An 11,581-nucleotide genomic window follows, 5' to 3' on the forward strand; every position below is an offset into this window, starting at 1 on the left:
GTCTGGTTCATCCTTGCAGGGAGGCCCACATTTCCTTGTCCCGTTCCGCCGTCCAGATACGCGGGGTATCGATGCCCTGTGCCTCGTCATAGGCGCGGGCGACGTTGAACGGCAGGCAATGCTCATAAATGGCATAGTCGCCGAATTTCGCGTCACATTCGGCGCGAACCGCATCCCAGGCTTCTTTTAGCGTCCCGCCGCGCGCAACCACAGCAGCGACCGGGCGGTAGGTGCTTTCCACGAAATCGCGGGTGTTGGTGAGGGCGGCCGTCACCATCTTATCTCCGACAAGTGCATCGCCTCGCCCGGGTACAATGGATTTCGGGTTGAAAGCGGCAATGGCGTCGAGTGTGGTGCCCCAATCGTTGAAATGTCCGTCGCCGCAATAGCAGGCGGAGTGATACTCGACCACATCGCCGGAGAAAATCACGCCTGCGTCCGGCACATGGACAACTGTATCGCCCGCCGTATGCGCCCGGCCCAGATGCATCAGGTCAACGCGCCGCTTGCCGAGATAGACGGTCATCTTTTTTGAAAAAGTCATGGTCGGCCAGGTGAGGCCGGGAATGCTCTCATATCCTTCGAACAGGCGAGGGAAGCGTTCAAATTCGCTGTCCCAGTCTTCCTGTCCGCGTTCGGCGACCATGGCCCGGCATTTGTCGGAGGCAATGATCTCTTCTGCCTGATAGGCCGAGGCGCCAAGAACGCGGACGGCGTGATAATGGGAAAGGACGACATATTTTACTGGCTTGTCAGTAACGGAGCGGATTCGTTCCATCACCATATTTGCCATACGCGGTGTGGCCTGCGTGTCGATGACCATCACGCTGTCATCGCCGATGATGACGCCGGTATTAGGGTCGCCTTCTGCCGTGAAGGCCCAGAGATCGGGGCCTATTTCGGTAAAAGAGATGGTTTTTTCTTCCATGTCGCCTTGTGAAGCAAATGCTTTGCTCATGATAAATTTCCTCTAGATTTGTTATGCGCCAGTGGGCGTGTATTTTTCGACTTTTTGGTCAATCGCGCCGAAGATTGAGGCGCCATCTGCATCCTTCATCTCTATCCGCACGGTATCCCCGAATTTCATAAAGGGTGTGACGGGCTTACCGTCGTTGATTGTCTCGATCATGCGGATTTCCGCGATGCAGGAAAAGCCGTCCCCGCCTTCCGCAATTGATTTTCCGGGTCCGTCCTCCAGTTTGTTAGAAACCGTGCCCGAACCGATGATCGATCCCGCAGAGAGCGGGCGTGTCTTTGCCGCATGGGCAATCAGCTCGCCAAAATCGAAGGTCATGTCAATGCCCGCATTGGCCTTGCCGAAGGGCTTCCCGTTATAGTCAACAAGAAGCGGTAGATGCAGTCGTCCGCCATCCCACGCCCCCCCAAGTTCGTCCGGCGTCACGGCGACGGGGGCGAAGGCACTAGACGGTTTGGAGTGGAGAAAGCCGAACCCCTTACCAAGTTCCGCCGGGATCAGGCCTCGCAAGGACACATCATTTGCGATCATGATGAGGCGAATGGCCGCCCGAGCTTGATCGATATTCGCGCCCATCGGCACGTCATCAATAATCACCGCGATTTCACCCTCCATATCTATACCATAGGCTTCATCCGCCATCCGGATCGGGTCATGGGGCGCAAGGAAGCTGTCCGATCCGCCCTGATACATCAGCGGGTCAGTCCAGAAGGAGAGGGGCATTTCCGCGCCGCGTGCCTTTCGCACCAGCTCTACATGGTTGACATAGGCTGAACCATCCGCCCATTGATAAGCGCGCGGCAGTGGCGAATGGGCATTGCTTTCGCTAAATTTCTCTCCAATAGAAGCGTCACTTTCAAGCTTGTCCGCAATTTTCTGAAGCTTTGGAGCGGACGCCGTCCAGTTATCAAGGGCGCCCTGCAAATTGGCGGCAATGTCCGGTACGGCAACACAGCGAGAGAGGTCCTTCGTGACCAGGACCAGTCTGCCATCCCGGCTGCCGTCCCTTAAAGTCGCAAGCTTCATTTCTTTCCCTCAATGGTTCCGTTAAATTTCTTTTCCAGCCCGTCCCAGCAATTGATGTAATTCTTTTGGAGGCTGTCATGGTGGGCGGCGAACTCGGTGACGAGTTGCGGCAGGCGCGTCTCAAACATAAAAGCCATGGTGTCATCAAGTTTCTGTGGCGCAAGGGTAGCATTGCTCGCCTTTTCAAAGCCGAATGTATCCGGTCCATGCGGCAGCATCATGTTATGCAGGCTGATCCCGCCGGGCACGAACCCTTCCTCTTTCGCATCATACTGGCCTTGAATAAGCCCCATGAACTCGCTCATGATATTGCGGTGATACCAGGGCGGGCGGAAGGTATCCTCTGCCACCAGCCAGCGAGGCGGAAAAATAGCGAGATCGATGTTCGCGGTACCGGGCTCACCCGTTGGTGCCGTCAGGACAGTAAAAATCGACGGATCCGGATGATCGAAGGAGATAGATCCAATGGTGTTGTAATGACGGAGGTCATATTTATAGGGCGCATAATTGCCGTGCCATGCCACCACATCAAGCGGGGAATGCTCTATTTCAGTGACGTAGAATTTCCCGCCCCATTTTGTTTCAATCCGGCAGGGTGTTTCCTTTTCCTCATAGGCGGCGACCGGGTATTGAAAATCGCGTGGATTGGCGAGGCCGTTCGCACCGATTGGGCCTCTTTCAGGCAGGGTCAAGCGCGGGCCGTAATTCTCACAGATATAACCGCGCGCCTTCCCGTCCATCAGTTCCACCCGGAACATCATGCCCCGCGGCAGAACACAGATTTCGAGCGGTTCCATCTCCAGAATACCAAGTTCGGTAATGACCCTGAGCCGCCCCATTTCCGGGACGAGCAGCATCTCCCCGTCTGCGTTGAAGAAATAGTCATTGGTCATGTCGCTATTCGCAACATAGATATGGGCTGCCATTCCGGCTTGCGATAGCACGCTGCCTGCCGTAGTGATTGTCCGCATGCCTGCAATGAATGTTGTCGTGTCCTCCGGCAAGGGGATTGGGTTCCAGCGAAACTGACCGAGCGGCGCATCTTCATACACAGCAGGCGCGGAATTCCAGAGCGGGCGATCGACGGACGTAAAATGCCGGACATGGCGAACTGAAGGCCGCATTCGGTAAAGCCAGCTTCGGGCGTTCGTCGCATTGGGCGCGGTGAAGGCAGTGCCGGAAAACTGTTCTGCATAGAGGCCGTAGACGCATTTCTGGGGACTGTTGCGCCCTTCTGGCAGAGCACCGGGAAGTGCCTCCGTCTCAAACTCATTATTGAACCCTGTCATATAGGCGAGCGCCATAGGGACAAATCCTTGTTGATCTTTACGGTCTAAATTAGTAACATATGTAACAGTCTGGTCTGTAACTATCAAGAAAGATTTTTGATGAATCTCGTATTAGAGGAATTTCTTCCCTATCGGTTCAATCGGTTGGCGGAAACGCTCAGTCGTAACGCGAGTATCACATATAAATCGGAATATGGAATGAGTCGCCCGGAATGGCGGGCTTTCGCGCTACTCGGGCAGAAGGGTACCATGACCGCGACCGAGATTTCTCATTATTCAACCATGCACAAGACCAAAGTCAGCCGCGCTATCTTCGCGCTTGAGCAGAAACGCTGGCTTGTAAGGGAAGTAGACGAAAATGACCGGCGGCTGGAACGTATCTCCCTGACGGTACAGGGGCAGCAAGCTTATAAGAATCTGGTGCCCAAGATGCAGCGGATAGAGAATGAATTGATTGCGCGTCTCGGCAAGGATAACAGCGAAGCGCTCTTCAAGGGGTTGGCGGCCCTTGAAGAGTTGTATCTAGATAAGGAAACGGCGTCGCGCTCGCGAAAAGCCGGTTAAGCCTGCCAGACGACCGGAAAAAGATCGCTATCCAGAGGAGCCCCCGGCGGGATCATTGGATCGCGCAGCATTTTCTGTAGATTTGGTCTTGGATTATAAGTGACATCATGACCGGCCCAGCGCTGGATATAGGCGCGGCGGCGGACATTCGGTGTCCGGTTCGGTTGCGCCCCGTGCAGGGTCAGGCCGTGATGCAGCGTGCAATCGCCCGGCTCCAGCTCATAGGAGACGATATCATAATCCTCACGCGCGGCTTCTACATCCGGGACCTCTGGCAGTTCCTCCTCATACTTCTGATCAGGATCAAAGCTGATGGCGAGAAATTTCTTGCCCCAGCGATGAGAGCCACGCAAATACTCCACCGCGCCGCTTTCGAACGTAACAGGGTCGAGGGCAAGCCAAAGCGTTGCCACCTGATCGCCGGCGACGGGCCAGTATGTATAGTCCTGATGCCAGGGGGTCGGGGTGGAGGTATCGGGCTCCTTCACCAGAATTTGATCGAACAGTAAGTTGACTTTATTAGCCTTCAAAACCGAGGCGGCGATCTGTGATGCCGGGGAATTAAAAACCGCATCCTTGAACCCGTCGAGATGATGGCAGACGAAGGTGTCCCCGAAAAAGAACCCGGTTGCCCCTTCCGCGTCGATGCTCTTGACCATGCCGGATGGGTTGGCAATATCCTCATCAATCAAATCGCGCAGACGCTTGATCCAGTCCATATTGAAAAACCCGCGAAGGCAGACAACGCCATCTTCCTGAAATGTCCTGATTTCTTCATCCGTGACCGATCGTATAAGATTATTATTCATTTTTGCCTCAGAGTTGTATGCGCGCCCTTTGTCGTTAATATATACCGCAAATTCTGAGGAAGTGAAATGACCCCTGCAGAACCATCGCCATCTTCCGCCGAAATCTGGTTTCGGACGCATGTTCTCTGGCCGGATGAAACCCTCCTCTGGTCGGGACGGCCGGGTATTTTTCGCTCGCTCTTTTTTAATTTCTGGTTTTGCATTTGTGGTACCTTTCTGACAGCCCTGCTCGTCGTTTTCGCTTGGGTGTCAGGCGGAGTGAGCGATCCACGCCTGCCGGAAATAACGCTGGCACTGGGGTCTCTCTGGCTTTTGCTGAGCCCACTTCGCTATGGATGGCGGGCCCATCGCACCGCCTATTTCGTGACGGACAAACGCGTGGTCATTCTGCGCAAGGGCCTGTTTCGGGTGCATGAAACGGCGTTTCTTGTAGGCGAGGTTTCAAACTTTCAACTCAAACGGCTTACAGGAAACCGAGGGGATATTCGCCTCCGGCTGAGCGAGGCGAAGGCACCAAACCCCTATCAAGATGACAAGGAAAAATATTTGCGGGGCCGGGCGAGTTGGTACGGCTCCGCTCCTTTTGTCATGTATAATGATGGCCTCTGGGGTGTCGATAATGTTTCTGTCGCGGCGGCGGCGATTCGCAAACTGACCTGATTACGGGGCCAATATCATCCGCCCAGCCTTTCCCGCAGTTCCGTTTTGAGAACCTTGCCGTAATTATTCTTCGGCAGCTCATCGACAAAGAAATATTCCTTGGGTCGTTTGAAGCGGGCGATCTGCTCGATGCATTGGCGGTCCAGCTCTTCGGGTGTCACGGCGCTTCCCTTGCGAGGGACGACGAAGGCGACGACTTCCTCGCCCCAGTCTTCATGCGGTCGCCCGACGATGGAGACTTCATCAACGCCTGCGTGGGTGAGCAACGCCTCTTCTATCTCGCGCGGATATATATTGGTGCCACCGGAGATAATCATATCTTTCGAGCGATCCTTCAGGGTGAGGAAACCTTCCGCGTCGAAACAGCCCATATCGCCCGTATGAAGCCAGCCGCCACGCAGGGTTTCGGCCGTCGCCTCCGGGTTTTTCCAGTAGCCCAGCATGACGACATCGCCGCGCACCACAACCTCGCCGATTTCGCCGACGGGAAGCGGATTATCGTCGGCGTCGAACACTTTTACCTCGACATCGGTTCGCTCGACCCCGACGGAGGCGAGGATCTCGCTGCGCCTTGGATGGTTTTCATCGCGGATCTGGGCCATGGAAAGGCCGGTGATGGTCATCGGTGACTCCCCTTGTCCATAGATTTGCGCGAAACGGGGGCCGAGCACGTCAATGGCACGGCGGATATCCGCCTCATACATCGGGCCGCCGCCATAGACGATGATTTTTAGATTGCTCGTATCCGCCCCTTCGAACGCCGGGCTGGAAATCAGGCGGTGAATCATTGTTGGCGCAAAAAAGAAACAGGAATTGGGGTAATGCGCAATTAGCTCCAGCGTTTCGGCTGGGTCGAAACCACCGCTTAGAGGTGTCACCTGTATGCCCGCCTTGGCGATCAGGGGTAGGCCATACATGCCCGCGCCATGGGTCTGTGGCGCGGCATGAATAACCGCATCACCTGGGTCGAGCGCGGTAACATCGGCGAAATAGCTGAGCACGGCGGTCAGCAGGTTGCGGTGGCTAATCATCGCACCTTTGGGCTTGCCTGTGGTGCCGGAGGTATAGAACAGCCATGCAAGATCGTCCGGCGCCGCTTCCTGCAACGCGAGCGGCGGTTCGTTTTTCAGTGTTTGATAGTTTTCGTCATAGACGGAAATTACAGTGTTGAGTTCGGGGAGATCCTGTATGAGAGGTGTAATCTCGTCCGCCAGTTCCGCGGTGGCAAAAACGAGGCGACTGTCGGAGTTTTCCAGAATATAGCGAAATTCATTGATATGCAGCTTGGCATTTACCGGCACGGCGACCAGCCCGGCGCGCCAGACAGCGAAAAGGGCGATCCAATATTCGGGGTGGTTCTTCATAATCAGCGCGACCCGGTCCCCGGCACTAAGGCCAAGCTTGCCTCTAAGTGCCCCTGCGAGCCCTGCTGCCTGCGTGGCAAACTCGCGGTAGGTCGCGGTGATGTTTGTGCCATGGGCGAGGGCTGGCAAGTCCGGATAGGTTTTGGCCGTGCGTTCCAGCAGGTTTGCGATATTCATATGGGTTGTCTCCCGAGGGGGTTCAGGCGGCCCCTTCTTGTTGTTCAATCGGCTGACGATAGGAAAGATACCAGAGGAGCGCAAGACCCGGCAAGGCTGCAATCGTAGTGAGGATGAAAAATTCGATCCAGCCGGTGCGCTCGACCAGCCAGCCGGCGGGAGAGACCAGCACAGTGCGTGCCACCGCCATCAGGGACGTGAGGAGTGCATATTGCGTCGCTGTATAAGCCGTGTTGCAGAGGCTGGAAAGATACGCGACGAAGACGGCGGTGCCCATCCCGCTCGCTATATTTTCAAGGCCGATGGTAAGGGCGAGGAAGGCGAGGTCATGACCGATGGCGGCCTGCGCGGCAAACATCAGGTTGGAGAGCATTTGCAGCAATCCGCAAATCCAGAGCGTGCGGTACATTGTCGTTGCCGCAAGCAGCCAACCGCCGATAAACAGCCCGCCGAATGTCGCGACCGTACCGAGGACTTTGGAGATTTCCGCAACTTCGATCAATGTAAAGCCGGTTTGCAGATAAAAGGGCGTCGCCATGGCGCCCGCCAGCGCATCCCCAAATTTATAAAGCACTGTGAACAGTAGGACGATCAGCCAGTCCGGCTTTTTCATGAAATCTGTAAATGGGTCAATTACGGACGTTTTCAGCCAGTCAAGATAGGCGTTCGCTGGTGAGTCATCTGTACCTTTTTCTTTGGCCAGTTGCTCTTTTGGCTCCCGCGTGAACAGCACCGTGACCGTGCCGACAAGGATAAACGCGGCCATCATCATGTGGCTGATCATCCAGCCAAAATATTCGGCGATGACAAGGCTCGAAAATCCCGTGAGCCACATGGCGATGCGATACCCATAGACGAAGGTAGCTGCGCCCGCCGCCATGTTTTTCTCGTCGCAGATTTCAATTCTAAACGCATCGACAATGATGTCATAGGAGGCAGAGGCAAAGGCAACGGCAATGGCGGCAATGGTGACATAAAGCAGGCTGGTTCCCGGTTGACTGAACGCAAGTGCGAGGATGGCCGCGATCAGGAACATTTGCAGCAAGAGCAGCCAGCTTCGCCGCCGTCCGAACAGCTTTGAGAGAAGGGGAATACGGATACTATCGATAAGCGGCGCCCAGAGGAATTTCAGCGTATAAGGCAATCCGACGAGGGTGAATAGCCCGATAGAGGTAAGGTCGATATTTTCCTGGGTCAACCAGGCTTGTAGTATGCTGGCGGTTAGAAGGAGGGGGGCGCCGGAAGAAAACCCGAGCAGAGTGATGCTTACGATGCGCTTGTCGCGATAGACGGAAAGCGCGGACAGCCAGTTGGTCATGTCATGCGTATCTTGATAAGGTTACTCATACGCGTACTCTATTCAAAAAGGGGATAGCATCGCCCGTTAGTTATCTTTATGGATCATTTCCTTGGCCTTCTGCAGATCATCCGTCGTCCGGACTAGTCGTTCTGCCAGAACGCGCATCATCTCCACCGCCATTTCAGGGAATTCCGTCACCATACGGAAAAACACATCCTTGGTGATTTTAAGGGTCGTAAGCTCTGTTTTTGCCTTGATTGTCGCGGTGCGGGGCACATCGATAAGGATGGCAATCTCGCCGACCACATCGTTTTTCCCAAGTGTCGCAACGGTCAGCGGTCCCGATGGGGTATCGACGATAACATCTGCTTCGCCCGCCATGATGAAGTATGCGGCGTCGCCATTATCCCCCTGTTCACATACGAGATCGTCGGGTTGGAAAGTCAACCGTTCCGATGTAAAGGCCAGCAATTTGATTTTGGATGGCTCTATTTTTGCAAACAGGGGTATCTGCCGGAGGATCTCGACTTCTTCTTTTAAGCTCACGGATTTTCTCCCTTCTATCTTTCGCGGATTCCTAGGATGCCGCTAGTAATTCTTTATATGGCGCGCTGCTCTCTTTCAGTTTCTGAGGGCTGCCCTGTTCCACAATCCGGCCGCCCCGCATAATCAGAACATAATCGAAGTTGGCCGTCTTTTCTGCATGGTCGAGCGACCAGATCAGGCATCGACCCTTGAACTCTTCGAGGATGTTTTTCATAAGGCGCGTTTGCGTCGCGGTATCGAACCCTGATGTAGCCTGATTGAGGATCAGCACATCCGGATTTTTAATTATCGCCCGGGCGATGCAGAGTTTTTGGCGCTGCGTTGCATTTAGCCGGGCACCCGCGGTGCCGACGGTGAAGTTCAGCCCGACTTCGATTATTGTGCTCCTGAGGGACATTTCCTCGACAACCTCAGCCAGCACAGCACCAATTTTCTCCGCGGCCTGAGCAAAGCCGAAGGCAATCTTGCCGAACAGGATATTATCCTGAAGATTAGTGGCGGCGTTATAGGCATCAGCGTCGAAGAAGGCGACGCTGTCTTTAAGATGTGGCGGTAGTTCTTCGGCGAACCTGTGACGCGCGGCAACGATTTTTTCCTCGATATCATCGGTCAGTACGCCAAGACGATGTCGGGAAGGGATGACCTTAAACGGCAGTGACATGAAACGTATGCGGTCTTCCTCGCGCAGGTTATCCAGTCGCTCGGAATCGATCCGGCTGATCATCGCTTGATATTCCGGCAGATCATCGGAAGAAATAAAGCCATAGAGTTGGAAGAATTCATGGTCTGGCGGGAGGTCGGCAAACAGTTCAATCATCAAGGTTGCGACTTGATACCCCATTCTGAGGAACGTTTCGGTCAGGTCTGCCTCTTCGATGATTTTCTGGACATAATTATTCTCCGCCATCCGGTCGAGATCAAATTCGTCACCGACGGGCGTGCCGAACAGCAGGTTTTCAGCAACGGAGGCATTGGTGTTGTACTTGTCCTGTTCGAAAGCTTCGATCATATTTTTGAGACTAGGGTCATTTTCGATTTTTTCAAAAAACCGCCGCCGTGCCGCAAGCACCAATTCTGCCGATTCCGGAGCCTCTTGCGGGTCAATAGTACTTCGTAGGCCGAGGCGGTAAACGTCGTCGCTGAGGTCCACCATCTCCAGCACTTCAAGCGCACGGGCCTTCAGCCCCTCTTCATCGGGGACGCCGGCAAGCGCATAATCATTCCAGTCCGCGTCGATGTCATCGATGGAATTGCCTGTCAGTTCCGCATTCTTGATATAGGCGTTGCGCTCTTCCGCCGCATCGTCGGAGTAGCTTTTCTCATGTAAGGGCCGGTGCTTCAGGCCGAAGAAGAGGTTTTCTCCCAATGTCGAGTTGAAGACATAGCCATGCTGCCCGACATAGGATATCTTCCGTCCGACAATGGCCTCCGGCGCGGTGAGCATGTTCACTTCGCCTGCCATAAGCCGCCCGCGATCCGGATCGATCAGACGAGCCAATACATGGGTCAATGCCTCGCGACCCGACCCGGCGGGACCGATGACAGCAATGCGTTCGTTGAGTTTGAAGCGGGTATTCAGCCCTTCCAGGATTTTCGATCCCGTATCGTCGGACAGTTCAATGTTACTCGCGACCAGTTCGCCCTGAAGATGCGGGATTTCTTCGGGTTCGATCAGCTGATTATCGGCGTCGCGCATGCCGGCGGGTTCAAACTGCTCGATTACCTGTTCATATTTGATGCGAGCATCTTCGCGCCGCTGGTAATAAGCAAGAAGCTCCTTCCACGGTGCGGCCATTTCCTTATGCGCGCCAATTGCGGCAACTAATGTACCGACTTCCAGCGTGCCGTTGATAACCATGGTGCCGCCAATGCCATAGAAGAAGAAGGGGCCAAGTTGCTGGATAAAGTTATTCAGAAACTTGATAACAAACTTAAGGAGATAAATGCGGTAGCGGACAGTGTAAATCTTGTCCAGCTGGTTCGAAAAATGGGCTCGCATGGTACTGGAAGCGTCATGGGCGTGAACTTCCTCGACGCCGCTTACGGACTCGCCAAGTTGATCGGAAAGAACGCGGACCAGCTTTACCCGAGACTTGCCAAGCAAGTTTACCTTCTTTTGCAGCTTTGGGATAAAATAGGCCTGTAAAGGATAAAGCGCGATGGCGGCGACAGCCATGATCCAGTTCTGTATGATGAGAAAGCTGACAATAACCAGGAGATATCCACCTTGAAAGATGGGGAGTGCAAAAGCTTCGCCAATAAAACCGCCAAGAGGTTCAACCTCAGAGGTGATCATCGGAATGATTTCGCCTTGGCTCTTTTTCTTGAACGTCGGCATCGGGAACCGCAAAATGCGGCAGTAAAGCTCGTACCGCAGGCGACGCAGCATCCGCTCACCCGTAATCCCCTGATAGACATTGATTACATATTTGAAGGCCTGATTGACAATGACCATCAGCAGAAAAAGCCCAACCATCAGGTAGAGAAATGCCGTTTGGTCAAATTCCACACCGACATATTCAACCGGAAAGGAGATATCGTTCGCCTGAATTGCCTGGTTGATGATGAGTTTTGGGAGTTCAAGATAATAATACAGGGCGGGAAAAGAAAGGATGGACATGATGGTAAGTATGATCTGCTGCTTTTTGCTGTAGCGCAGAATATACTTGTAAATATTATGTTCCATTGAACGCGACCTGCTCACTTCATCATTGGCATCACACAATATGCGGGCCAGCTGCGGGGACAGTTTTTCACAGTTTTACCTCTTGCTGCAAGGAGGAAATGTTCCACTATCCGGTTGAATTGTGACCTTCACCGCATTGCATGTTGAAATTTTCGCCGTCTACCCTTAACAATGCCGGAACGCC

Annotated in this window: 10 protein-coding genes; 2 read left to right on the forward strand and 8 right to left on the reverse strand. The window is 54.1% G+C overall.

Going from position 1 to position 11,581, the window contains the following annotated elements:
* Nucleotides 1-7 precede the first annotated feature (7 nt).
* Genes LKE13_RS04375 through hmgA form a run of 3 tightly spaced genes read right to left on the reverse strand, consistent with a single transcriptional unit; the run spans nucleotide 8 to nucleotide 3,306 of the window.
* Nucleotides 8-958 carry an MBL fold metallo-hydrolase gene (locus tag LKE13_RS04375; RefSeq protein WP_227948474.1) on the reverse strand — a complete coding sequence of 317 codons (951 nt, stop codon included), beginning with the start codon at nucleotides 956-958 and terminating at the stop codon, nucleotides 8-10.
* Nucleotides 959-979: 21 nt separating this feature from the next.
* A complete protein-coding gene (locus tag LKE13_RS04380) occupies nucleotides 980-2,002 on the reverse strand; it encodes a fumarylacetoacetate hydrolase family protein (protein WP_227948475.1) in 1,023 nt (340 codons plus the stop codon).
* Nucleotides 1,999-3,306, reverse strand: a complete 1,308-nt coding sequence (hmgA, locus tag LKE13_RS04385) for a homogentisate 1,2-dioxygenase (RefSeq protein WP_227948476.1) — start codon at nucleotides 3,304-3,306, stop codon at nucleotides 1,999-2,001. Before hmgA ends, LKE13_RS04380 begins: the two co-directional genes overlap by 4 nt.
* Nucleotides 3,307-3,390: 84 nt before the next feature.
* Between hmgA and LKE13_RS04390 the strand changes: the two genes are divergently transcribed.
* Nucleotides 3,391-3,855, forward strand: a complete 465-nt coding sequence (locus tag LKE13_RS04390; RefSeq protein WP_227948477.1) for a MarR family winged helix-turn-helix transcriptional regulator — start codon at nucleotides 3,391-3,393, stop codon at nucleotides 3,853-3,855.
* Here the strand turns inward: LKE13_RS04390 and LKE13_RS04395 are convergent.
* On the reverse strand, nucleotides 3,852-4,664 hold the full coding sequence (locus LKE13_RS04395; protein ID WP_227948478.1) for a phytanoyl-CoA dioxygenase family protein: 813 nt from the start codon (nucleotides 4,662-4,664) through the stop codon (nucleotides 3,852-3,854). The genes LKE13_RS04390 and LKE13_RS04395 overlap by 4 nt on opposite strands.
* Before the next feature lie 66 nt (nucleotides 4,665-4,730).
* Between LKE13_RS04395 and LKE13_RS04400 the strand changes: the two genes are divergently transcribed.
* Nucleotides 4,731-5,324: a hypothetical protein gene (locus LKE13_RS04400; RefSeq protein WP_227948479.1), complete on the forward strand. Its 594-nt coding sequence runs from the start codon at nucleotides 4,731-4,733 to the stop codon at nucleotides 5,322-5,324.
* A 14-nt stretch (nucleotides 5,325-5,338) separates the two neighbouring features.
* Here LKE13_RS04400 and LKE13_RS04405 read toward each other — a convergent pair whose 3' ends face one another.
* The 4 genes from LKE13_RS04405 to LKE13_RS04420 form a co-directional block, all read right to left on the reverse strand.
* Complete coding sequence (locus tag LKE13_RS04405) at nucleotides 5,339-6,865, reverse strand: acyl-CoA synthetase (protein WP_227948480.1); 1,527 nt, start codon at nucleotides 6,863-6,865, stop codon at nucleotides 5,339-5,341.
* Nucleotides 6,866-6,887: 22 nt separating this feature from the next.
* A complete protein-coding gene (locus tag LKE13_RS04410) occupies nucleotides 6,888-8,183 on the reverse strand; it encodes an AmpG family muropeptide MFS transporter (RefSeq protein ID WP_227948481.1) in 1,296 nt (431 codons plus the stop codon).
* A gap of 66 nt (nucleotides 8,184-8,249) precedes the next feature.
* Nucleotides 8,250-8,711: a cyclic nucleotide-binding domain-containing protein gene (locus LKE13_RS04415; RefSeq protein ID WP_227948483.1), complete on the reverse strand. Its 462-nt coding sequence runs from the start codon at nucleotides 8,709-8,711 to the stop codon at nucleotides 8,250-8,252.
* A gap of 31 nt (nucleotides 8,712-8,742) precedes the next feature.
* Complete coding sequence (locus tag LKE13_RS04420; protein WP_227948485.1) at nucleotides 8,743-11,397, reverse strand: ABC transporter transmembrane domain-containing protein; 2,655 nt, start codon at nucleotides 11,395-11,397, stop codon at nucleotides 8,743-8,745.
* Nucleotides 11,398-11,581 lie beyond the last annotated feature (184 nt).

The sequence above is a fragment of the Sneathiella sp. HT1-7 genome (assembly GCF_020731145.1).
In the GTDB taxonomy this organism is placed as follows: Bacteria; Pseudomonadota; Alphaproteobacteria; order Sneathiellales; family Sneathiellaceae; genus Sneathiella.

Excerpts from the sequence above, each read along its gene's own strand:
- LKE13_RS04405 (WP_227948480.1), bottom strand. The coding sequence starts at position 6,865 with ATGAATATCGCAAACCTGCTGGAACGCACGGCCAAAACCTATCCGGAC.
- LKE13_RS04390 (WP_227948477.1), top strand. The coding sequence starts at position 3,391 with ATGAATCTCGTATTAGAGGAATTTCTTCCCTATCGGTTCAATCGGTTG.
- LKE13_RS04400 (WP_227948479.1), top strand. The coding sequence starts at position 4,731 with ATGACCCCTGCAGAACCATCGCCATCTTCCGCCGAAATCTGGTTTCGG.
- LKE13_RS04375 (WP_227948474.1), bottom strand. The coding sequence starts at position 958 with ATGAGCAAAGCATTTGCTTCACAAGGCGACATGGAAGAAAAAACCATC.
- LKE13_RS04395 (WP_227948478.1), bottom strand. The coding sequence starts at position 4,664 with ATGAATAATAATCTTATACGATCGGTCACGGATGAAGAAATCAGGACA.
- LKE13_RS04380 (WP_227948475.1), bottom strand. The coding sequence starts at position 2,002 with ATGAAGCTTGCGACTTTAAGGGACGGCAGCCGGGATGGCAGACTGGTC.
- LKE13_RS04420 (WP_227948485.1), bottom strand. The coding sequence starts at position 11,397 with ATGGAACATAATATTTACAAGTATATTCTGCGCTACAGCAAAAAGCAG.
- hmgA (WP_227948476.1), bottom strand. The coding sequence starts at position 3,306 with ATGGCGCTCGCCTATATGACAGGGTTCAATAATGAGTTTGAGACGGAG.
- LKE13_RS04410 (WP_227948481.1), bottom strand. The coding sequence starts at position 8,183 with ATGACCAACTGGCTGTCCGCGCTTTCCGTCTATCGCGACAAGCGCATC.